Annotated in this window: 17 protein-coding genes and 1 pseudogene; 4 read left to right on the forward strand and 14 right to left on the reverse strand. The window is 58.5% G+C overall.

Annotated elements, in window-relative coordinates; genetic code table 11:
- Positions 1-3 precede the first annotated feature (3 nt).
- The 9 genes and pseudogenes from HWX53_RS11790 to HWX53_RS11830 form a co-directional block, all read right to left on the reverse strand.
- Positions 4-648 (reverse strand): 4Fe-4S single cluster domain-containing protein, encoded by a 645-nt coding sequence (locus HWX53_RS11790; protein WP_175941015.1) that lies wholly within the window; start codon positions 646-648, stop codon positions 4-6.
- 3 nt (positions 649-651) lie between these two features.
- Complete coding sequence (locus HWX53_RS11795; protein WP_175941016.1) at positions 652-2,475, reverse strand: AAA family ATPase; 1,824 nt, start codon at positions 2,473-2,475, stop codon at positions 652-654.
- A 182-nt stretch (positions 2,476-2,657) separates the two neighbouring features.
- Positions 2,658-4,379: a DUF4236 domain-containing protein gene (locus tag HWX53_RS11800; RefSeq protein WP_175941017.1), complete on the reverse strand. Its 1,722-nt coding sequence runs from the start codon at positions 4,377-4,379 to the stop codon at positions 2,658-2,660.
- A 506-nt stretch (positions 4,380-4,885) separates the two neighbouring features.
- Positions 4,886-5,044 (reverse strand): hypothetical protein, encoded by a 159-nt coding sequence (locus HWX53_RS11805; protein WP_175941018.1) that lies wholly within the window; start codon positions 5,042-5,044, stop codon positions 4,886-4,888.
- Positions 5,045-5,610: 566 nt separating this feature from the next.
- Positions 5,611-6,093, reverse strand: a complete 483-nt coding sequence (locus HWX53_RS27645) for a hypothetical protein (RefSeq protein ID WP_244140081.1) — start codon at positions 6,091-6,093, stop codon at positions 5,611-5,613.
- Positions 6,094-6,318: 225 nt separating this feature from the next.
- The gene (locus tag HWX53_RS11815) at positions 6,319-7,005 is read right to left on the reverse strand and encodes a HEPN/Toprim-associated domain-containing protein (RefSeq protein ID WP_175941019.1); all 687 of its coding nucleotides are present in this window, start codon (positions 7,003-7,005) and stop codon (positions 6,319-6,321) included.
- A gap of 125 nt (positions 7,006-7,130) precedes the next feature.
- Positions 7,131-7,709: a HEPN/Toprim-associated domain-containing protein gene (locus tag HWX53_RS11820; RefSeq protein ID WP_175941020.1), complete on the reverse strand. Its 579-nt coding sequence runs from the start codon at positions 7,707-7,709 to the stop codon at positions 7,131-7,133.
- Positions 7,710-8,993: 1,284 nt separating this feature from the next.
- Positions 8,994-9,871: pseudogene (locus HWX53_RS11825) on the reverse strand (FAD-binding protein); the annotation flags it as partial.
- Positions 9,868-10,368, reverse strand: coding sequence for a GntR family transcriptional regulator (locus HWX53_RS11830; protein ID WP_175941021.1), 501 nt, complete (start codon positions 10,366-10,368; stop codon positions 9,868-9,870). The gene HWX53_RS11830 and the pseudogene HWX53_RS11825, both read right to left, overlap by 4 nt.
- Positions 10,369-10,867: 499 nt before the next feature.
- Here HWX53_RS11830 and HWX53_RS11835 point away from each other — a divergent pair, with 499 nt between their 5' ends.
- From HWX53_RS11835 to HWX53_RS11850, 4 genes are all read left to right on the forward strand, one after another.
- Positions 10,868-12,682, forward strand: coding sequence for a hypothetical protein (locus HWX53_RS11835; protein ID WP_175941022.1), 1,815 nt, complete (start codon positions 10,868-10,870; stop codon positions 12,680-12,682).
- Positions 12,683-13,663: 981 nt separating this feature from the next.
- The gene (locus tag HWX53_RS11840) at positions 13,664-14,404 is read left to right on the forward strand and encodes a glycine zipper domain-containing protein (RefSeq protein ID WP_175941023.1); all 741 of its coding nucleotides are present in this window, start codon (positions 13,664-13,666) and stop codon (positions 14,402-14,404) included.
- A gap of 1 nt (position 14,405) precedes the next feature.
- Entirely contained in the window at positions 14,406-14,903 is a 498-nt protein-coding gene (locus HWX53_RS11845; RefSeq protein WP_175941024.1) for a hypothetical protein, read from the forward strand.
- Positions 14,904-14,925: 22 nt separating this feature from the next.
- Positions 14,926-15,933, forward strand: coding sequence for a Calx-beta domain-containing protein (locus HWX53_RS11850; RefSeq protein ID WP_175941025.1), 1,008 nt, complete (start codon positions 14,926-14,928; stop codon positions 15,931-15,933).
- Here the strand turns inward: HWX53_RS11850 and HWX53_RS11855 are convergent.
- From HWX53_RS11855 to HWX53_RS11875, 5 genes are all read right to left on the reverse strand, one after another.
- On the reverse strand, positions 15,922-18,051 hold the full coding sequence (locus HWX53_RS11855; protein WP_175941026.1) for a hypothetical protein: 2,130 nt from the start codon (positions 18,049-18,051) through the stop codon (positions 15,922-15,924). The two genes, HWX53_RS11850 and HWX53_RS11855, sit on opposite strands and share 12 nt — an antisense overlap.
- 53 nt (positions 18,052-18,104) lie before the next feature.
- A complete protein-coding gene (locus tag HWX53_RS11860; protein WP_175941027.1) occupies positions 18,105-20,378 on the reverse strand; it encodes a hypothetical protein in 2,274 nt (757 codons plus the stop codon).
- Between the two features lie 176 nt (positions 20,379-20,554).
- On the reverse strand, positions 20,555-20,956 hold the full coding sequence (locus tag HWX53_RS11865; RefSeq protein ID WP_175941028.1) for a hypothetical protein: 402 nt from the start codon (positions 20,954-20,956) through the stop codon (positions 20,555-20,557).
- A 636-nt stretch (positions 20,957-21,592) separates the two neighbouring features.
- The gene (locus tag HWX53_RS11870) at positions 21,593-22,867 is read right to left on the reverse strand and encodes a Shedu immune nuclease family protein (RefSeq protein ID WP_175941029.1); all 1,275 of its coding nucleotides are present in this window, start codon (positions 22,865-22,867) and stop codon (positions 21,593-21,595) included.
- A gap of 487 nt (positions 22,868-23,354) precedes the next feature.
- Positions 23,355-23,804: a hypothetical protein gene (locus HWX53_RS11875; RefSeq protein WP_175941030.1), complete on the reverse strand. Its 450-nt coding sequence runs from the start codon at positions 23,802-23,804 to the stop codon at positions 23,355-23,357.
- Between the last annotated feature and the right edge of the window lie 22 nt (positions 23,805-23,826).

Genomic DNA, 23,826 nt, shown 5'->3' on the forward strand with positions numbered 1-23,826 from the left:
GTCTTATTTGTTTCGCGCTTTATCGGCGCTGATTTGGACTCGGTGGCCCTGATCCGTCAATAGGTCTCTCAAACGCCGAAAATCGTTCCGGTTCGGTATCCCCGCGAACCAGACGCTGCCGTCCTCGTCGAACATGACATCCAGTGACTTATCGCTCTCGCGTAGGTCGCGTTCATACTGCGAAAACATCTCCCGACCGAGCGCCGTGAGCAAATGCAAGCGCTGGTTATCGCTACCTCGCAGCGGTCGCGTATGCGAAGCATCGATTTCAAATGGGTCGGTGATGAGCGCGTCAATCCAACCTTCGGTCTGCGCAAGAACGCCTGCGAGGGATTCAATCGGATAACCGCTGTAGACGAGAATATCGCCGGAAGACATCTCGCGAAGCGCGCGAACAAGCGTTACGAGGGCATCCGGCTGGTCAAATGGCTCTCCACCCGAGATGGTGAAGCCGTCCGCGTGCGGCAGCCATGCGCGAACCTGCTCGAGCACGCGTTCGAGTGTGGTGTCTCCGCCTGTGGCTGACCAGGTATCAGCCGAGATGCATCCGGGGCAGCGAATACTGCAGCCTTGAAACCAAATACCGATACGTTGCCCCGGACCCAAAGACGTAACGGGAAAGTGCAAGCGCGACAGTTGGATGTTCATGGCCTAAAGCTTTTGTAACTGCAACTCGCCACTTGCGATACCTGTAATCAGGAACCGGTCGCCTGTCTGTGCATCCTGGTCGAACAGGCCTCGCGCGAGCGGATTGATAAGGTGAGCCTCAATCTGGTTCCGGATTCCGCGGCCACCGTTCGATAGGTCGCCAAGGCACCGCTGCTGAAGTGCCACTTTGGAAGGCTCATCGAGTTCGACTGGCATTCCTTGTGAGGCAATGTCCTCGAGCACAACCCGGACCATCTGGTCGAAAATCTCTTGCGCGACGTCCTCCCGGATGAAGTCGAAAACGATGATGTTCTCGCCAATCCGGTTAAGAATTTCGGGTCGGTTAAGCACCAGCTTGAAGTGCCGCTCGATTTCTCCGAGCACCTTTTCCTCCATCTCCGCAAAGGAATCGCTGGGAAGCACATTAGGCACGCGTTGGCCTAATTCGTCCTCGCGGTAGATACCAAGGTTGGAGGTGAAGATGATCAATGCCTCGGAGAAATACACCCTGTCACCACGACCGGACGTGAGTACGCCGTCATCGAGGATCTGAAGGAACTTGTCGAGTATCCGCGGGTGCGCCTTCTCGATTTCATCGAAAAGCACGACGCTAAACGGCCGCTCCCGAATCGCGTTCGTCAGTTCGCCGCCAACGTCATAACCGACGTACCCGGGCGGTGCGCCGATGAGTCGCTGGTCGGAATGCTCCGAACTGAATTCGGACATGTCAAAGCGAATATAGGCACTCTCGTCGCCAAACAGAAGGCCGGTGAGTGTTTTCGCGAGCTCGGTCTTGCCCACACCTGTCGGCCCAGCGAGAAACGCGACGCCGCGCGGCCGGTTGCCCTTGCGCTGCGAACCGACGCCGGTCATTGCGCGCTTGACAAGGTCAAGCATATGCGTCACCGCGTGAGCTTGGCCCTTCACACGCTTGCGTATAACCGGTTCGGCATTGCGTATCTTGTCGCGCCCGATCAGAAGCCAAGGGTCTTCCGTCACGCCGACCTTGTAGCGCCTCACGGCATCAGAGATTTTCTCGATGGAGACGGTTTCGACGCGGGCGAGGGTTGCGATCGCATTCATATCTGCAAGCAAAAGGCCCTCGCTTCCATCGACAAAAGCCGACTCGGCTTCCTCGAAGGTTGTCGGCGAAGCTTCCTGCGAGCCCGGCACACCGCGCAGAAGTGCCCTCGAAAGCGCGCGTCGGGCGGCACTGTCGGGTTTGGATACCGGGATATGTCGGATTCGAGGGTTGCCGATAAGCAGCCAGTCAGGCAAGTCGCCCTCCTTGTCGACGACCCAGATCACGGTGTTGAAAAAGGGACGTCGTTGTTCGCCGGCTGGACGAGCGCTGACCGTGTGCGCAAGCACAAGCGCCCGTGTGAAGAGGCTATGTTCTGCTGCGCTCAAAGACTCCGTTCGAACAGCGACTCGCGAGGCGAAGTCCACGACCAGCGCTAGCGGCGGGCCGGGTAGGGCGGTCAGGCGCTCAAGACAGGCTGCCAGCGCATCGATCCCACCAGGTGCTGCACCGTCGACTGGCGTCAGCCCGAGGCGTCGCAGAGTCTCATCTCCCTGCTCGACAGGAGGCACGCGGCCTTCCGAAACAGTAAAACCGGACAGAGGGTTCCAAACAACCAAATGGCTGTAACCCGTCTCCCTGAGATTGTCGGTCAGCGTGCTCACGAGAGACTGCGCCGTTACCACCCCGGGTGCGACCTCACAGGCCTGGAGGTCGCGAACGTTTCCGGACAAAACGAATTGGCTCTTTAGCGGCAGAAAGCGCAGCAAATCCCTTAACCAGCGGGGCTTCACATAGACGGACATGGCTTCGTGAAATGCTCGGAAATTGGCTAGAGCGCTATCATATCCGGTGCCCTCGGATATGCGTATTTCATGACGTCGGCGGTTTTCAATGCATCTCGATGTATGCGCGAATGTACCGGAGGTGAGGCCGACCGGGGGCGGGCAAAACGGTGGAGCAGAGTGTGCACTCGCGATTGGCCGGCTCACGGCCCGACCGCCCCAGTCGTCGCTATCTCGTTGAGCGCAATCTTCTGGTCGGCGTACCAGCGAGCGACGCATTCACGGTCGTGGCAGGTCTTCTCACGGTACATCCATTGTGCGCGGGTGCGCTCACGGAAAGCCGGCTGGTCCGTCGCGGCAGCCTTGGCTTTTACGTAGATCCCAGCCAGTTCGACGTCGGCGGCGGCAAGCTCCGCATCGCCGCAAATTAGATGCTCGGCGTCCGAATGCGCCTTGGAGCAGTCGAAGCTTGCTGCGAAGGATGGGGCAGCGTGTGAGGTTGCCATTGCTGCCGACGATGGCGCCCCCGGAATAATCGAATCCGCGAGTTGCTGCTGCTCCCAAGCGGCCAGCGGGGTCTGCCCGATGGTCAGCTGCTTCCAACGGTACGTTGTGAAAACCGGAGAGCTTCCTGGCGTCTCCATCATTATGAGTACGCCTTTGCCCGTGCTCTCGTTGATAGCGAACGCTACCTTCTCAGAGTTGCACTGGTGAGCCTTGCAACCTTCGCCTACGAGGAAGCCGTCTTTCGACTCGACGCCCGCCTGGTTCACAACTGTCAAGCGGTCGCCGATTTTTTTCCAGTCGGCGCGCGATACGCCCTGGAACGCGGCCCTGAACCGGCGATCGTTCACGAGATCGTACGGATATTTGCCGATCATCCACGAAAGGCCTGCGGTCTTCTCTTCCGCGACAGGTGCAGGGGAAGGCGCAGTGGCGGTATCTGCACTGCGGGAACCGTCTGATGCGACGGTGTCGGCCACGGCCCGAATTGGGTGCGAAAAGTGCATAACGACAGCGCACACCGTTGCGACGAGCGTCACCGCGGCAAAACCGATCGCCTTTGGACGAACAATGTCGCGGCCGATATGTAGCGAGGGTCGGGGTGTGACTTCGGCGGTAAACAATGAGTCGAAGTGATGGTCCGCGGCTTCGACGTTGGCCAACGTCGCGTTGCGCTGGCGAAGATATTTCGACGCGTTGATATAGCCGTACAATAGGGCCAGAGCGGTCAGGCCTAAGCCAGCCTCGGCACTGACCGCGTAGGTGATGAATGCGCCAACCAATCCGATGACGAGCGGGCTTACCAGAGAGGGCATCGACGGGAAGCTGCGTACTGCACTCAGCAGGGCTGACGCAGCCTGACTCAGCTCTGCTCGCTGGCCTTGATGCTCGGAGCACTGTTTCTCGATCTCATACACCGCCCGCATCGCCTTCTCCTTCTCAGCGAGGGAGATTGAGCCGATATTGACGGCGAGTCGGATGGCGTTTGTCGTGGTTTCGAACTCGCGTGATAGCGATTGAAGGAATTCTTGGTGGTCCTCCAGCGTCACTGCCTCGCTCAAGTCCTCGGCGCGCACGTAGACGCCGTGGGAGAAAAAGTAGTTGACCAGTGCGCCTGCGGTACGTCCCTGAACCTTCTGCACGAGGTCCTGAGTTGCCTGCTCGCGCTTTGACAGCTGCGCCGAGCCGTCGGCATCGAGATTTCGGCTCCCCGTTACGACCGAGCTGACAGGGCGAGACGTCCGCGCTCCTTTTAGGTTCTGCGTGAACCGTATTCCCGTGCCGGGGATGCTCGCCGTAACACGGCCTCGCGTGTTGTAGGTGAATCCCTTCCAGCCGATTGAGGTACTGACTCCGCTCTTGCTGAGATTGATGCGGATTCCCGGTGCGACCTTGATACTCTTTCGAAAGCCCCAGCCCATTATTTTTTTTGCTCCTCAAGTCCTGCGGCGTCGCGCTGTTAGTGATCGCGAGTTTGTGCAAGAATTTGGCCCAATTTTTTCGTTCTTTGCGGGTGTGATAGTACAAGAAAAGCCGGTCGGGAGACCAGCGTGTCGCGTTCAAAATGGCCGAGCAGCAGACGGTGTGGCGACAATGCGGAGCCGCAAGCTCTAAAAGAGCGCGATGCAGAGACTCTAGCAACATGGAGCGATGAGGCCGATTTTTCCCTGGTTGCCCGGACGGCAGTTTCCATTGCCGCGCGGGAGTCCGAACTGCGGAGCTACACAGGTGGCTGACGTTCGGAAGGTCTCGGGGGAAGGCTGGCCAGAGCGGACGACGCACCCAACAACGCCGGAGCCAGCAAAGAAATCGCCAAAGATGGCCGCGACTGACAAGACCGCCGCGAAGGAAGCCGCCCCCAGCTTGAGTTCGCCACGCCGTCACAGGTGCCGGCTCAACTGCTCCGTGCCGCCTGAGAGCGTTTTCCCTATTGCCACACCGCGCCGACAAAGATCACGATAGCTGTGCCGCACGCGACATGCAGGGACGCCTCGGACACGCCGGGCGCAACCGCTGGCAACAGATAGATCGCGAATCCGAACGCGCCCGTAAGCAGCGTCGTGAACGCTTGCACGCGGCCGATCATGCTGGTGTCGACGACGGTGAGCAGACAACCGTTCTTTATTGCGCCTCAGTCCTTCTGTGGCCCGTTGTTCGCGTGAACCGCGCCGTCTTGCTTCGTCCATGTCGTCGCCTGTCTCAGGCCCAAGATTGTACTGGCATCCTGCGCCAGTGATGTCGGGCGGCGCGTGGGCCTAGCACCAAACGACGGCAGCGCCGGTTGGTCCTTGCTCGACGCTGCAGGGCAAAACCGGGAGCGAGGTCGCGCGAACAAGAATTGTAAAAGCGGTGCCCAAGTCCGAGCCGAAGCATGGGATCGAAATGTCAGTCGCCTGTCTCCGATGCCGAATGCGTGATCCAGCGGCGCCAGTCAGTTCAGAACTCGCCACCGTCGGGTTGTCGCTATGCAGCGTCCCGGGTTGTAGCAAACGCATTTTTGAGCTGGCGCTAAAGATATCGCTGTCACGCAACAGAAATGTGGAGACGTAGGGCAGCCAGGCCATGTGACACGCTTGGATAACGTCGCTCACTTCGCTGACCTGGGCTCAGCCGGTGTGAGCAAATTTTGCTCATCCATGCTCACGCGTTTCTTCAACCGGCATTTTCTCGCTCAGCCAACACCCGGTTGCGCCAGGTCCGGGCGACCCTAGTTCCGATTCTTTCATACTCCAATCCCAGCGCGGCTTGCTCAAGGCAACGCACGACGTCAAGTGCAGCCTCGCCACAGGTATTGCCATCGCGACGCGCAAATATCAGCTCAGTCTCGAGGCCCCTTTTTCGAAGTTCCGCGAAAATCCATTCCGAGGCCGCTTCTCTGTCTTTCGGACGGGCCTGTGGCGGCAGAGCCATCAGCATCTCGGCGTTTGCTTCGTCCAGCGCGTGGAAATGCAAAATCTCTCGAACTTTGCGCAATACATCATCAGCGCTCCAGTCCGGTTCCTGCACGGCAGAACGCCAATTGGGAAAACGCTCTGAGATGGCTTCAACGAGCGCCGTCATGTCGAAGTCGCGCCAAACCCTTGGAAGCGGGCCGTACGCATATTCGATGGCGAGGTTCAGATTGCCTGCGTTCACGTCGACATCGCGGAGGCCTCAGTCGGTCATGAAATCTATGATGGTTCTGGCAACCTTGTTGTGAGTGTTCGCTTCAGCTTGTTGGTTGGGTTTTTTGATGCTCATGGTGTTGCGTCCGTTGTGAGAGTACCAGGCGACTTCGCTGGCGACGTCGTCAATTCTTGATGTCTCGAAGACCAATGTTCGATTGAGCACGAGCGCGACTTTAGATCGCGCACGCTGCGTTCAGTATTCGTCTCTACGGCCTAGCATGTCGTCGAACGTGATGTCGCCTCGATGCAAGATGAACGACGTTACATCCAGCTCGCATACGGCATTTCCGGCAGTGACCTCCAGCAACGCAACTGCCATGTTGTCGAACGAACTGCATGGAAATCCCAGGAGACCATGTGCCGGTTGAAGCTCCTCGAACTTGGGTTTGTCCGGTCCGGTGATGATGTCTGCGAGCGGATTACCTGTTGGCGTGAAACCGTCGGCTGCACGCCGAGCCGGGGTCACCCCAGCTTTCACCGCCTCTGCCAACGCATCAAGCCAATCATCGAGCGTGCCCGAGAAGGCGCGACTGTAAGCATCGGCGGACTCGCCGGTGAAGTGCAAGGAACCCGGGTCCGACATGAAGACAAACCTTTCGTAGTAGTCCCAAAACTCCTTGTCTAACGATGCGCGGCTGAACCCGGCGCGCCCGAGCCGTTGGCGCAGAGTATCCGTGGTGGTGGAGTATACGAATTGCATCTCGACCACGTCGGCATCCGACTTGTCGGTGGACATGATATGGGGGAGCGGATTGCGCTGGTCCCTTCGCCGGCACCGAATGATTCGGTCTTCGGGCCGGAAGCGCCAGCGGTTGTAGCTGTTGACAGTGCTTGCAATCGGATAGCCACCGATAGTGGCGTGTACGACGCATTCTTCCATAGTGTTTTCCATTATTCGGTTGTCGAATGAGTGCTTCGTCCCGAAGCACGCACTCGTGATCCACTCATTCGACGTGGGGATACATGTCCGATGCTCACCCACGATTCGCTGAAACGCCGGTTGTGTTAGATGTCTTCTTGGTCGTCGAAAATGACTTCGTTTTGCCGAGGCTTCTTCCGCAACCGCATGTCGTCGAACGACGAGTCGCCCTGATATTCAACGAACATAGAGACCTCTTGCTCGCACAATGCGTCGCCGTTTGTGACCTCCAGCAGCGCCACCGCCATGTTGTCGAGTGAGGCGCAAGGAAAACCGGATAGATTGTGGCGGGGCCAAAATTTGTCACTGGTGGGGTGGTCCCGACCAGTAATGATGTCCACAAGGAGGTCGCTGGGCGTCGTGACGTTCCTTGTGACATAAGTCACGCCGTCTTTGACGGCCTTCGCGAGAGCCACAAGCCAGTCGTCCAGCGTGGCAGCTTGATACGCTTCAGCACGAGCAAATGCTCTCCCCGAGTCGGGATAAGTGCTGAAGAACATATTTCCTGACTCCCCAGAATGCGCTCGATGGTGCGTCAGGTACTCCTGCTCCAACGTCGTGCGAGTGAACCCCGCGCGCCCCAGGCGCCGGCGCAGGTCGTCAGCGGTCACCGGATATGCGAAGTCCAGCTCGAGCCGTTGGGCGTCGAGTTCGGTCTCTGGCAAGCCTTGATGAGGGGATTGCGCTGGTCTTTCCTGCGAGACCGGATGATTCGGTCCTCGGGCCTGAAGCGCTCCACACAGTGTAGGAGCGGCGCATGGTCCGCAGCGGATAGCCGCCAATCGTAATGTCCGAACTGCATGTCATGCGTTTAGCCTCTGAAAATGAAGAATGCGACGATCGAACACATGTGACGTCCCGTGAGGTGGCATCACTCTGCGCGTACATCCTCGAGCCTCGACACCCGGCCTTGACCTGGATGCGGCGCAGGAGCGCAGCGACCGTACCGTTCAGCATGCCGGCGTCCTCAATGCGTCCCAGAATCGCACGCGCGTCGGCCGAGAAAATGCGGTTGCCGCAGCACCGGTAGCGAAGTCGTGGCTCACGAAATGGCAGACCTGCGAGCGGCAGCACGAGATCCCCGGTGTGTAGGGAAGACATGCGGCGGTAGCGGATGCCGAGACCGCGTCGACCATCCCTGCTATGCTTCGGCAGAATTCCCCCGAGAGCCAGGGGCTTTTTCGGACGCCTTCGCCTGCCAGCACGTGCCTACGCCGCCCCGGGGAGCGCGCTCAAGACTTCAACCGTTACGTCGTCTGAACGGTTGCCAGGTCGCAGATCCCGCGCTGTTTGTGCGTCGCACGGCCTCGCTTGCCTAGCCGCGCGACGCGCTCCGATCAGAACTTGTGACGGATCCCCAGGCTGACCACAGCCTGGATTAGCGCTACTCAAGTTATAGCCAAAATCGCCACGCGATGCGACGGCCGGCATCAGAACGCCAGAACTGTTGCGCTGTGTGCCGCTCGCGTGCTGCCATCCGCCAACGAGATAGACGTCTGTGCGCTTCGAAAGGCTGTAGTCACCGGCAAGTGAGACCTGGTTGTACGATGCACTGCCATTGCCATTGCCATTGCCATTGCCATTGCCATTGCCATTGCCATTGCCATTGCCATTGCCATTGCCATTGCCATTGCCATTGCCATTGCCATTGGCGTGCGTATAAATTTAGCCGAGCCCAGCTACTGCTGCGGGGGTTAGCTGGTAGTTCAGGAAGCCGGCGCCGACGTCGAACATCTCCGTTAAACCAAATGTCGAGTGTGCGTCGGGTTTGTATTGCGCATTGCTATAAGGCAGCCCCCACGTGACCGGGCCGGTGACATATTGCGCTGCTATCGAGGCGATATCGACCGACGCCGCTGTCTGATAGGCAAATTCTGGATGCCACCGTCGAACGTACCGTCTGCTGTCTCACTCCAGGCGCTGCGCAATGCCCTTGTAGTCGGCGAAGGATTGCCGCTCTGCAGTTCCTGGTAGAAGTCCCACATCATTTGCCCGCTCCAGTAGTCGCACTCGATGAACCGTTCGCCCTTGCCGTTCGCGGTGAATTCACCCAGTGGTCCGGTGACGTAAGCGCAGGCCGGGCCGTTATAGTCCTTAATGAGCGGATTGATTTGGAAGCACTCTAGGTTCGCGAGCGCGGCGCCTGCGTGGTATGCCAAGGCGTAGCCATCGCCCGCATTCGTCAGGTTCTCGTAGGTGCCCATCAGGTAGCCGGACGAGGGCAGGCCGAGACGCCCGGCGGCGCCACAGCACAGGATCACTGCCTTCGCGCGCACCACGTAAAACTACACTGTGCGGCAGTCGATGCCCAACACGCCGCTTGCGCGGCCATGCTCATCGGTCATAATTCGCGTGGCGACGATACGGTTCGTGATGTTGACACGCGCGCGTTTAAGCTGGCGATAGAGGATCTTCTTTACGTCGTGCCCCTCGGGCATCGGCAGCACGTAAGCGCCCTTGTGATGGACCTTCTTGACCGCATAGTCGCCGTTGCCGTCCTTCTCGAACTTCACGCCCCAGCGATCGAGTTCTTCGATTATAGTGAAGCTGTGGCGCGCATAGGCGCACACCGCCTCCTGGTCCACAATGCCATCGTTGGCGACGGTGATTTCTCGCGTCTACTGCTCCGGCGTCGCATGTCCAGGAATGATGGCGTTGTTCAGGCCATCCATGCCATCGAAATTGCGCCGCTGCGCTTGACGTTGGCTTTTTCGAGCAGCAACACCTTGAGCGCCGGATTTTGCTCTTTCGCCTTGATTGCGGCCATCGGTCCGGCTGTGCCGCCGCCGACTACCACGATGTCGTATTCGAGCACTTCTGTATTCATTGGTTATTCCTTCCCCGCGCACGGGTTTTCTGACTGTCTACGCGCTGCCGGTACTGAAACGCGTCCCCGCGGAAATACAGAAATTCAAAGTCGACCGGATTGCCGGATGCATCGTGCGGCAGGCGTTCGATTCTCAGCACAGGGCTGCCATCTTCGACGCGCAGGGCCCCAGCAATATCCTCGTCCGCGAGAGTCGCTTCGATCGAAACATCGGCATGACCAAGCGGCACATTCTGGAACGCCTTAGGCTTCGACACGAAGGTCCCGTTGCCACGCAGTCGGAACAGAAGTCCCTCTTTTTGCAGATCGCCCAGCGCCTGCCAGACGGTGATGCGACTGACGCCGAGCATTGCGCAAAGCTCGTGTTCGGAAGGCATGTGGCTGTGCGGCGCATAGGTGCCATCTAGAATGCGCTCGCGCAGCGTGTCCTTGATCTGGCGTAAAGCGGCTGCGGGCAATTGCCACCAAGTTTGTTCGTGACATGGCTCGCTTGTCATAACAAGATCGAACGGCAGTCTAGATTCCCGGGCGACCCGGCAGACCAACGATTTCTTATATTGATAGCTTGGAACGTCGACCCTGGAAGGACGAGGCGGCCGCAGAAGGCGACACTACGCGCTGGCAAGTGATGCGAGAACAATGTCGACTGCGAAGTTCGCTTCAGCATGTGGGGCTACGTTCCCGGTCTCGCGGCGGTTATCGTGAGTAAGGAGGTCTTAATGACGCGAAGCCACGGCGTAGGCTGCGTCTGAGCGCTTCTGACCGGTAATACAGCATTACTCCGCGTCAGTAACATTCCTCGAATCTTTGCTCTTGCATCGCAACGGAAGGTCGGTTGCGCATCGGTCGTTGACTTTTCAAGTCAAGAGGCAGAGTCTTACCAGTGTCGAAATCTCGACTTTTCCGTCCTTGCTTCGGCTCGCACGGAACAGTCCGGGATGAGACACCTCTCATCGAAGGGTCGTGCCCCCATCTTTCGAACAAGGGAGTCACTCAATGAGTACAGTTCCGAAACCAAGCAGGACATTGGCCTTGAAGGTCGCGAACACGGGTTTTATGCTCGACCGATTAGGGATGGACTGCGATGATTTGCAATTCCTCCGAGAATTGACGAAAAATTCGATCGAGGCGATTCAACGATTGCCCGACAAGATGGGAGAGATCGTGTGGGACGTCGACTGGCTAGAGCACGAATATCTCGGCGTGTATCGCTTGTCGATTACTGATACTGGTGCCGGGATGGACGGCGACGAGATGGTCAAGTATATCAACCAGTTGTCTTCCTCCAGTGGCATCCAATCGCATGTTACTAACTACGGCGTTGGCGCGAAAATCTCCGCAGCGACACGCAATCCTGCGGGGCTTCAATATGTGTCGTGGAAAAACGGCGTAGGTTACATGATCCATCTTTGGAAGGATCCGAAAACAGGTGAGTATGGTCTGAAACAGATGGTCCGGCCGGACTGCACATTCGGTCATTGGGCTTATTTAAGCGATGAAGTAAAGCCTAGTCAGATCGGCAAACATGGCACGAAAGTCGTACTGATGGGGCGGTCAGAAGAACAGAACACAATGGAAGCGCCCGCGGGTGCGCCGAGCCCGTCGAGATGGGTCACGCGCTATCTCAATACCCGGTTCTACGACATCCCGGACCGCATCACAATCAAAGCGCGCGAGGGGTGGACCTTTGACCGCAGCGACAAAGATCGCAATGTGCTGCGCACCATCACCGGTCAGAAGCGCTACCTGGATGGACACGCTACTTGTAAGGGGTCGCTTACGCTGCAGAATGCAGTGGCGCACTGGTGGATACTGAAGCAAGAATCCGCTCTAACTCAGAACTCGGGCTTCATTGCGTCCAGCGGACACACCGCCGCTCTATGGCAGGACGAGTTGTATGAGAGCACTTCAGGGCGGTCCAGTACAGCAATGCTTCAGGGGTTTGGCGTTGTGTTCGGCTATAACCGCGTCGTCATCTATGTTCAGCCGGTCGGCGACGAGATCACTACCAACACCGCCCGAACGCACCTTTTGATTGCAGGTCGAGCCTGTCCGTGGGCAGACTGGCAAGACGAATTTCGCGCGGCCATGCCGAAAGAGATCGTTGCGCTGATGGAAGACGTCGCGTCGAGCTCCGAGAAGACCGACCATTCGGACTCGATTCGGGATCGTTTGAAGCAGGTGGAAGACCTGTTCAACCTGAGCCGCTACAGGCCGACGGAGAGCGGCTCGGTGCTGGTTGACGGCGAGATCACCGCTTTATCGGCGGGGCCGGTCAATGGGTCGGCCAAACAGAGCGAAAAGACGGCCAATACGACGGGGAGGGTATTGGGGAAGGTCCCTTCGGCATATGCACTTTTCCTTTCCGACAAAGGCGTTCCTGGTCAGCCGGCGAAGCCAGACATCTTCCCTCGAATTCGCTGGATCAGCCGCGCTGAGGGAACGAGAGATCAGGGAGACCTTGAGGATCGTGCTGCGAAGTATCTTCGTAAGGACAATCTCATCCTTGTGAATTCGGACTTTCGCATCTTCAGGGATATGGTTACGCGATGGTCTGCGCAGTTTTCTTCGACGCCGGGTGCGAGCGGAACCGTTAATGAAGTCGTCCGGGAATGGTTCGAACAGTCGTTGGTCGAGGTGGTTCTTAGCGCGAATGCACTGCGTGGGTCACAGCACTGGACCGACGACAAGATCGACGAGCTCCTGTCTGAAGAGGGTCTGACTGCCGCAGTCCTGCCGCGGTATCACATTGATTTCAGCATCAAGAGAAGCTTGGGCACCAAATTGGGCGCGATCAAGAAAAGCGCTTAACCGAGGGATGAGTGCGGCCGGCTCGGAACGCTGCCGTGCCGGTCAGTTGGGTGGCGATCGACGACCTCGCGCGTTCAATCAACCGTATCTCCCTCGCGGAGTTCGAAAAGCTCCGCGTCTGCCCCGAAGGCCATTCGCTGCAGTCCCCGCTTGCCGCGGCGCTTGAGCCCCTTAGCGACTGACCGCTTGGTATGATCTCTAGCCGGTTCCATGCATGGCCGACTGCACGAGCCTCGTCCGCGGCTTCGGCTTCCGACTTGACGGGCGAACAGCGCGCACCGCACCGATTGCCGTAGGTTTTGGGACAGATATCAGGGCTCGAGTTTTCGCCGGTGTCATCGGAGCTAGGAGGCATGTCCGCAAGCAGTCCAACGTCGAAGGCGCGATGCCGACACTCCCGACAAGTATGCGCGGCTCGAGAGCAATGGCATTTGGTAGAAGGCGCCAGGTGATCGGCAAACCGATCCCGGGTGCGTCTGTCGCTAGCTGCCTCCAGGTTGTTATCCAGAACCGACATGTCCAGCGCCGGATGGTGGATGGTGTTCGTCAACAATCAGACGTGCCATTGTGAAATCAATCATCAAGCAATGGATTGCATGAACAAGTGAGATCGCACACCGTTCACGCGGATGAATTAGATGTCGCTGGCGTCATCGCAGCGCCGGCAAATTTAGGAACACGGTTTCACTGCTCGGCTCGTATCCCAACCGGTGTGAGTGTCCAGCACCTACGATTCGCGTACGCCTCGCCATTGCGCGGGAGGCTGGATCGAAATTGAGCACACGCTGCGTCCGCCTATCCCTGTATCCGCCGCCACGGTTTTACCGATTACCGAATCGGCAAGCGTTCGCACACCTCTATTTCGATTGAACTCTCGCCAGAACCCGTTATTCTCTTATTGGATTTGGCGCTCCTGTAGCATTATCGTTATGCATCAGCGCTTTCATTGACGCATATCTTCTCTCGGGGGAAGCAAGCGCAATGCCATCACGATACTCGACAACAGCGCGCCCTGTTTCGGCTGCCGGCAATGATGTCCGTAGGGGAGCGCCGGCAAAGCGTACGCCAAGCTCCGCCTTCCTCCTGTCCGGCATCGCCGTGCTCTGTCTCGCGTTCACAGGCGGATGCGCCAGTGACGCAGACACAACGCGCGCCGAGGGCGCGGGGGCCGGCGCTGTTATAGGCGGTGCGATTGGCGCGCTGATCGGCCACGGAAAGGCCGGCGGGATCGTCGCTGGCGCGGCGGCGGGCGGCCTCGCGGGCGGACTCTACGGCAATCACGTCGCCAACCAGAAGCAGGCCTATGCGACGCGTGAGGATCAGTTGCAGGCATCGATCGCGCATGCACAGCAGGTCGCCAGTCAAGCCCGCGCCTACAACCAGCAACTGCAGGCACAGATCGCGGCGCTGGAGCAGACGAGGCAGCAACTCCGACGGCAGGTTGTCAGCGCCGACACGCGGCAGCAGGCCATGCTCGACGAGCGGCGCAAGACCGCGGCCATGATCGCGAGAACGAACGCTGAGTTGACCAACGTTCGGCAGGAGATTGCGACGCAGCAAACCGTCCTGCGGACGGCATCGACCGACGCGGCGGGCAATTCGCAGCAGTCGCCGGAAATCCAGAAGGTCTCGAGCAACATTGGTGAGTTGCAGAAGCAGGCGCTCGCATTGGAGCAGGCGCAGACACAACTCCAGATGATCGATCAGCGAAGATCCTACTGACATGGCAAATCTACCGCGAATCCTGACGGCGCTGACGCTGCTGGCACTGGTATCGGCGTGCGAGACTACCGGCGATCCCCGCCAGGGCGGCCTTTTCGGCTGGAGCGCCACTCAGGCCGACGAGCGTCAGCGCGCACTCGAGCAGCAAGCGGCCCAAGCGCAGAAAGAGGCGCGCCGCGAGCAGGCAAAAGTGCAGCAGTCGTCGGCGAAGGAGGGGGACTTGCAGGCGCAGGTCGACTCGCTGCATAACCAGTTGAAAGCGCGTCTTGCGGAAAACACCCGGCTCTCCAGGCAACTCACCGATCTGACGCGCAACAAGAAGTTGGCGACGAGTGACCTTGAGCGCGTACGTCGCGAACTGAGCCAGAACCAGCAGGTGCGCCAGGCGGCCATGGTCTCGGATACCGCTCCCGCCGGCGCCATGAAAAACGCCAACAACCTGATTAACGAACAGAACAAGCGTCTGGGCGAGGAAGTGATGTTCCTGCTTCAGCCGTGACCGTGCATCGCGGAGACGATCGATGACACCTGGACTGCGCCGGCGATGGTACTGCTCGAACGTCGTGGGCTGCGCGCGGGCAAGATCCGACGAGCCGTTTTGGGAGCGCGATCTCAAGCAGGGCGTCATTTGCAGCCAGTGCGGACAGTCACTGGTCGAAGGCAAACCCATCGACGTACGCGCTCGCCGGATTGCCGTTGGCGCGGCCGTCGCAGTGACCGCGGTGCTCGTCGTGTGGGCTCTGAAGGCGATCTTCTTTCCGACGCCGCTTCAGTATGTCGATTTCGCGCAGCACGAGACCCGCGTCCAGCAGAACGGCATCACGCTGACATTGCCAGTGGTCCGTTCGCGCGACGTGAATCGTCGCGAGACGGTGCGGTTCAGCACGGTGGACGGGACAGCAAAAGCCGGCGTGAATTACGAAGCCGCGCAGGGCGAGCTCGTTTTCGAGCCGGGCGAGACGAGCCGCGACGTGCGCATCACGGTGCTGCCTGGAAGCGGCCGCCTCAAGAGCGATCTCTATTTCAACCTCATACTGGTCAACGTCGCCAACAAGCCGCACCAGGTGGTGATCATCGAAGAGCCGAAGATCATTGACACGCTTGCTGCCCAGGCTGAGCGCGTTGTGCGCGCGGCCTCGGTCGTCGCCAAGGACATCGCGGACGCTGTGGTAAGGGAGCATGTCGTCACGCGATTGCTTTCCGCGTCGAGAGCCGATCCGGCAGCTTTCGAGCGCTACCAGAACGCATTGCAGGTCATTCAGGGCAATCTCAGACGATCCCGCGAATGCTACGAGCAGTCCTTTCGCGACATGCGCGGCATTCAGCCGCGCGCGGTCATGGAGGCCATGGACCGTGTCTCCGACAACCAGAACCGCAACGGCTTCGTTCAGCAGGCCCGTGCCACGGCCATCATGAAACGTCAGTTCGACGAGTACCTCTCGGACGGCAACATGGACATGGATCGCTGGGCCAACGAGCTGAGCAGCGTCGTACCGGTGGCGCGTTCGGGCGGTGCGTCAGCCCTTTGATTTGCGCCTCCCTTCGCCAGGCAGGAGCATTTTGTCTCGCCCCCCGCTTTGCGCTCCGGGCAATTTCCCGGAGCGTAATGTCTCGCGCGGCGAAATAGCGAGATCGGTCGCGCCCCCGCCCTTTGTGCCTCGGGCGCGCTTGTCCTCGTCATAGATTTCATCGACCTTGTTGGACAGGACTTCCGGAACGATCTCGTTGTTTCTGACCGCTTCCTCGTGAGCGAGCATTTCCGCGTCATGGGCGCGTTGAAGCCGGTCCATCTTCAGCTCTTCTATTTTCCTGCGACGCTCGAGCAGGGCCTGCGCATCGGTTTGCTCGAGCCCGAGTTCGACTTCCTGCTCGGTATCCAGGAGCGTTGCTGTACGCGTTTCCGTCGCTGTGTCATGCCTCGTCAAGGCGCGCAGCGAGATCGCCAGACCGAACTCGCTGCCAATGGCCTCGCTGGCGCTCGCCTGCATGGCTTGCGAGATTTCGCCGCTCCGGCGCACGGTTTTCCATTGCCGTGCGAGCGAGGACACCTTCGAAAACTGCTCGGTCAGCACCATGACGACACGATCGCGTATATCGTCCAGTTCGAACGCGATCGCAAGCGACTGCCGCTCGGCGGAGGAAAGCGCCCCGCCCGACGAGCAGGGCAGCTTGAGTTCCTTCGCCCGGTTCCTGACGCGCTCATCCGACCAGTTCGAGTCGCTCCGAAAACCGTAGTCGCGTTTCTCAAATTCACTCCAGCGTCCCTCAAGCATGCCGGTGATCTCGATCCTTCCCTCGACGTCGATCTTGTCCTGCCGACCATCGTCCGCTTGCGCGGAAATCGTCGCCACGAACGGAAAGGGCGGTTCGCTGCATAGCGCCCGAAAGCGAGCGGATTCATCCGTGGGCGCCTGAATGATTTTGATGACATCCGTTTCCAGGCCATAGTGCGCGAGCCCCTCGGCGATGACACGCTCGAGCCGAGGCACGACGGTTTCGTCAAAGCCCAGATTGAACTCCTGCCGCCCGATCTTCTGGATTTCGTCCTGGCAAATCTGCCGAACGCGTTGCGCGATTACCAGATCGAGCTTCTGCTTGTCGTCGGGATCGATCAGACGGTGAAGCAGGTCGAGGTTGCTGGCCTTGACGCTGAGCGCAACTTCGATCTGTACATAGCCGACCGAGTCTTTGGGCCGGGATTTCAACGTCTCCGCAGCGATGTCGATCCGGATGCCGCGCAATAGCTCGAGCGCGGCGATGTCGGGAAAGCTCTGGAACATGTGCACGCGAAATCCCAGGCGCCGCGCATCGGCGGTGATGTCCGCGAGCATGCTCTTTTCGATGGAATTCTCTACTCCGGAAAACGATTTGACGACATCGTGATACTTCACCGCGAAAAGATTGCGCCGGACCGCCTCCGCGATCGAATGCCGAATCGCGTTACGGATCGCCGATTCGCTTTCCAGCGCTGCCTTCTTGTAGGTCTGGTAGTTGTCGAACTGCAAAAGCGCTTTCGTTTCGACCGTGCGCGCCTTCGTGCTGTCCGCGAGGATGAATTCGTCGCTGGACTCCACGGTAATTTGCATGGGCGGAACATGCTTCAACACGAAGCCAATGCGAAAGACGGCGCAACCCAAGGCATGCCTGACATCCTCAGACACCTCCTTGTTCAGGTCCATCGACTCTCCGATGCCGACCGCGGAGTCGCGAAAATTCGCGAGCAGGTTCGCATTCATGCCTGCGCTCGAGGACATGCGTGCGAGTGACTTGTGCAGCGCCTCCTCGATCAGATTGAAGAGTGACTGGCCCGTTGCCACCGTGTTGGAAAGCGCTCCGACGAGCAGGCATGCCTGCATCGGTTCCGTCACGTGTATGGCAAACGTCGACGTGAACTCGAGTGCGATCGCACTTGCCCCTTCCGACCAAACGAACTCCCATGACTTGACAACCAACGGCGAAGGCAGCCTTTTCACGTAGTACTGCGGGACCTCCCTCCTCGCGAAAATTCGCTTAAGGAGACCGTCTTCATGAATGACACACCGGTCCTTGTCTTCCACGTCCACGCGGTAGCCCGGACCGTGAGCCGCTTCGGAAAAGTTCTCAGGATCGATCTTGCGAACCAGCTGATCGAGTTCATTGAGGTTCATTCAAAGGTCTCCGTCATGCTTGCGCTCGGACGCGGGTGCGGGGCAAAACATCGTCAGCTCGCTAATTTCAGCGCTGCCAGAAGGTGCTGCATGGCATGCAGGCGCACCGTGGCGGCGGCGATCGCGCGCCAGTCCTGAATCGCATGTGCCGACTGACGCTCGCTGCGGGCGGTTTCTAGCATAAATCGGCAACGCCCGAGCAAATGGACCCGCAAATCTCGATGCCGGGGCGCCTTGAGCGGTGCAACGAATTCCTGAAGCTTGCGCGCGGGTTGCGCGCCGTCGTCACCTTCCGCGGTTGCTGTCAGAACCATCGCGACCGCGCGGTACGGTTCAACGGCGTAATCCAGCGCGAAGGGCGACGTGGGCCGGGCCCGCGCTCGGGGCGGCACGATGTAGAGCCGCATCGACGAGCCGGCGTGCTCCGCGGCGACGTCGGCAAGCACAATGCCGCTCGATGCCAACGTCTCGCCCAACAAGGGTTCAATCACCGGGTCGAGCAATGGCCCGGGCGTGGTGGCGTCGAGCGCCGGTGCCACGACGTCGAGGCAACACCTCAGCATGTGCATGTACGCCGTGGCGCGCCGTGCCGGTTGCGAGCCGAACAGATAGTTGCACGCGTGGGCATGTTGCGTCGGGATGCGCGCGTCTCTGTGCATGCTTGCGAGCGCGGCGCGCGCACAGGCGAGCCAGTAGCCCGAGTCGACACCGAATGCCTGGCGCAAACGCTCCTCGAAGATGGCAATCGAGGGAATGGTTACCGGATTCGCTTGAATATTCGCCCCCGCCACGCTCAGGAATTGAACGCGATAGTCCGGGCCCGCCATGCAATCGCACATGGCATCGGCCGCGCGAACCGGCGTAGCGAGTGTCATCGCTATGATGAAGTCGAAGAAGTCCTGGAGCGTGTTCCGCACTTCCTGATACGCGATCTCCAGATTCAACTGCTGGACGACGCTATTCAGGTTGTCCTGCAAGTCTTCGTGCACGGCAGCGGGATAGCCTGCTTCCAGAAGATGCCATTCCCACACTGCTTCGGCCTGTTGTGCGGACGCCGATATCCGTGAGAGCGTGTCGGCCACTAGCAGTTCGAGGTCGGAACGTTGCACCAAATACCTAAGCAAACTGACGTACTTGCGCGGCGAATAGACGGCCGGCCCGTTTCGAACCGCGGTCGTGTAAAGCTGCTCGAGCCACTCGACGCTCAAGGGGCGCAAATGCTTCACGTGCAATTCGAGCACATACCGCTGATAAGCGATCCAGAAGCGCTCGCTGGCCGCGTCGAGTAGGTAGCGGCGGGTGAGGGTCTCGAAATGCCGCACCAGTTGTTGCTGACCGCGGGTCAAGAGGAATTCGGAGCAGCGGGCTTTTTGCGCGGGGTCGCGAAAAAAATAGCCGGGAAGCGTGGCGGACTCCCGGTCGACCGACTCTTCAGGATCAATGCCGAACGCGAGTCCGCACTCCTCGATCAGCCGGTCACGCTCCCCGCGCCGCCACCGGGCGAGCGTTGTCGTTTCCGGTTCCTTCGATTCCTTTGGTTCCTTCTCCTTGTTCGTTTCAGACAGATCGGCGGGCGGCAGCATTGCGTCGACGACGTCGCGGAATTCCAGCGTCCCGAGTCCGGGAAACAGTATTGCGGTCAGGAGGATGACTGATTCCGCCGGGTCATCCATCCGCGCGGCGATTTCGCCATCGTCGTGATGGCCCGTCGCCTGATTCCTCGTGCGCGTATTCCACACGTGATAGTGCATCGCTTTGCTTGCGCCTCTTGGCGGCCGCGACGACGGGCTGACGTAGTAACCGACAATCAGAAAATAGCACTCGATGTCGCGCGCCACGTCCATCAGATGATCGACCAGGCTGTCCCCGATGCATTCGGTCGCGGGGTCCCGTCCTCTGTCGACGAGCAACACCGCGTTGCGGCACTGATCGTGCCACGTCTTCTGATTGTCGAAGTCTACGAGACGGACGGCGTTGTCGCCGCATAGTTCGAATAATTTCAGCTTCCCATGCAAGCCCGAGCGACGTTCCTGCATGTACTCGAAGATCGAAAGGCCCGCCGCGCGCGGCTCCGGATCGTCCGGCGCGGATCCACGGATAACAATAAAGCGGCTTTCTTCGAGGAGGGCAGAGTACTTTTCTACTTCGTCGACAACTGCCCGTTCGAATCGGGGCAGTTCCAGCAATTCGTGCAGCATATCCTTGAGCGTGGGCTCGCTCGAACCGTAGTGATTGTTCGTCGTGCTTCGGTCATAGACGTTTGTGTCGCCTTGAGTGAACGCCGAGCCTTTATATTCGGAATTTTCCAGATTGATCGTTGCATCCACACCAGCGCCTCTGCGGCCGGGATCAGACGGTTTCGCCGATGATGTGGACGAGGAGCTGGAAGGATTGTTCGCCGTCGCAGCGGGCCCTGATGCTTTTGGGGTCGGCTCTGCCATGTGGGTCGACTCGATTCCAGAAGTTCGCCTGTCCCTCTCTAGGTCCTGGTTGCATACGGCAGCTATCCGTTCGAGCCTTCGACACGAACATTCGTGCAGCCCTCTGTATAGACTGAACCAATGCTTTTCGAGTCCTTCAGATGAATTTCTACGCTCCGCTGATTGACATTAGCGGCCTTCGACGACTCTTCGAGTTTTCTGGCTGCTTGCGCGATCTCGTTATCTTTCTCGAGATTAAGTCTCTCAAGCGTCCTGAAAGCCTGCGAAGACGAAATTGTCGTCGGCGTCAGCGACTCGACTTCCTCGACCACCGACACCACTTCGCTTTTTGCACCAAAACGCTCTGCGATTTTTTCCTTAAGTGTGTCATAGGCCGATGCCACGGTTTTCTTGGCGGATTCTTTGATCGCCTCGTTGGCAAATGTCGCTAGAGCGGAGGAGATCGCTGCGGTCACAAGATCCATGGCCTTTTTCCTTAAACGAATCATCAGAAGATTCTCGAAATCGGCAGAGCCGCTCCCGGCCGTGAATCAAAGCATAGCCAACAATCTGCAAAAGTACAGACGACCGCCTCGCAGCCGTAAAGATGCATCACCTAATGCCGTCGCCGCGGATCAAAGATCTTGCGACGGTGCAGGCGAAGGCGATCAAGGGCCCGACCGCGTCACAGAGGGCGAGTGCGCTTAAAAGTCAGGCTGATGAGATCTAAGAGAATCAACGGTACTCGATTTGTAAGGCGGCGTCAAAGAACTGCACTTCCAAATGACGCCGGTTCAGCTTATCTAACGAAGGACGACACGTTTGCGCTTGAGTACGGCGCATCAGCGATAGTCGACCGTTCGCGTGTCGGGCGGTGCGCCCTGCTGCGGACTGTTCGCAGTTCATTCTTGAACCTTTGCATCCGCCATGACACTTCGCGTCGGAAGGAACTGCTATTGACTTTCGCTACGGCCAACGCAGATCCTCAGGCTTTGAGTTTCTCCGTGGTTCGTCGAAATGCCAGACCTGTTTGCATTCGCCGCCAGAAGAGACCCTCCAATCTGTTGACGCTTCAGACAGGACAAACAGGTCACCTTCCGCTTATGACGCGCGCGGCTACGTTAGACGCCTGCGCTTCCGGCAACGGAACTCGAGCCTCCTAGCTGGTCGCGAACGTGTCGCAGTTTCGCGAGCATTTCGTCGAAAGTTAATACTTCCACATCTTTGCAGGCGTTACGAAAAACATCAAAGCTTCGTTGTTGGTTTTCCTCGGTCGGAAGGCGCCCAGCTATGATAATGCACGAGATGGCGTCTGGACTAGCATTGCGCAAGTTGCTGGTGCTCTGGTGAGCTAGCCAGTTCGTCCGTATCGCACTCTGTTGATACAAGACCTGTATGACCGCGCCGCTCAATTCTTTCGATGGCGCAAAGACCGTCATGTTCCGGTAGGGCGTAGTCGATACCAACTGCGTCGCGGGTTTTTTGATCTCAACGATCGCCAACCCTCGTCCTGTGCGTCGAAATAGGAAATCTCCAATCTGTGCTCCGGAGCCTGTGAGCGAAGCTACTTGCGCATGAAACTGTGTGGCTACCAGTTGCACGGGGCGCGCGAACACCATCTCGAGGATGAACTGATGTGCCTCAAAGAAGGCCTGCCAGCGCGATTCGGGCAGATCTTCATTGAGTAGTCGGTCAAACTTCTCGATCATTTCTGAGAGGGTGACCTTTTCAATCTCTGCTCGAAGCTGCATGAGCACAGCCGGACTTTCGGCCGCGAGAGACGGCAGGCTGTCGCGTACGCGGGCGACAGCAGCCGCATCTGCTTGCCGTCGAAGCCTAGTTGCCTGGCGAGAGAACGCTCCGCTCGCGCTGCGTGGAGCAGAATCAGCCGGAAGATAGCCGATGCGGCCAAAGTGCGCCGGATCCAGCTTGACGAGGAGATGGTTGAAGACAAAGCTCGACTTCTCGCGGCTTATTCCCTCTCGTTTGCGTCGGTCTATTCTATTCATAGCTCTTCTGAGAGAATCCATATCATCTTCAGAAACGAATACTTCGCTCTCGGCAAGGCGTGAACTTCCGTCGCTCACGACAATCATCGCTTGGATATTTGGCAATCGTCCTATAGTGCGGACCACATGCTCGAGCTCCTTCGCGAAGCCGAGCCCTTCCTCCGGCCGCTTAAATATCCCCCACGGGAGTCGCGACGTAATTTCTTCGATCGCTTCGTCAGCAGTGGACGGAATTTCATGACCGTCGCCGTCTCGGTATTCTACGTAGCGCAAGGGATGATGCTTCGGCGTCAAGTAACGCTGTGCGTGCGGATTTGAAAAGGCGGGATACATGCGCACGTAGCCGGCCGTCAGCGTTGCAACTAGCGGCCACTTCTCTGTCGCCATTGAGGCCCACTTCGTAGGATCCACTTGAGAGTGAGTGAACGCCTCCATGAACAAAAGGCCTTCCGGTCCATCTTCAGCTAACGCTATAGAGTACTTGAATCTCGGCGCCAGAATTTGATGTGACTCAAGTAGATCTAGAAGGTCGAGTTGTGAGTCAGGTGGTAGCGTCATGAACAGTAAAAAAGCTTGAAAAGGTATCAATCTTCGAAGGCATCTCGAATGATCCGCGGTTCGCTCAGGCTATAACACTGACCGAATCCATAGCGAAGCGACAAGAGCGCTCCGATATGTCATTGGTTTTCGTGCCGCTGAACAAACGTGCACGGCATTCCTTCACGTGATCTGCAGCAGGCGGTGGTCGTCCAAGGCCGGTGTGCATGCTTTAATACAACCAGCGCCTGTGGAAGCAGTGTTCTGGTCCGGTTCGCTTCTTATGGAAGCTCCGTCAACATGGCCACGTCATCGTTGCTCGGGATTACTCTGCGCGTTACTTTAGTTTCAGCACATCGTCGAGCGCCGCGTCAGCATTTGCTTCGGGATCGTCGTGCCCGTAGATTTCGTCGATCGTCAGCCGCTCTTCTTCCTCGTCGATACCATCACCGGTTTCGTTTGCGTCGTCTTCGTTCAAGTCACTCTCTAAGGTCAATTGCGATCCGCAGGCGTTTCGTGCCGAAGCAATCATGGCCGTGGCAACAACGCGCGCAGAAGATTCCGCATCGCGACGTATGGCCTCAATTTCCATTTTTCCATGAGCGGCAGCCATGTTCAGCTTATGCCAAGCGCCGACCTCTGATGGGGTCGCCTTTACTCCATGCCTAGCGAGGCTTCCGACCGTCAGTTCGTTCGCTGTCTGCGTCGAATATGCCTCCCGAAGCTTTGCATATTCGGAAAATTGACGCACGACGTTGGAAGTGCCCTTCAAGTTGTCCTTTAACATAGCTACTCCGATTCGTGGGTAA

Source organism: Caballeronia sp. BCC1704, from assembly GCF_902833455.1.
Lineage (GTDB): Bacteria > Pseudomonadota > Gammaproteobacteria > Burkholderiales > Burkholderiaceae > Caballeronia.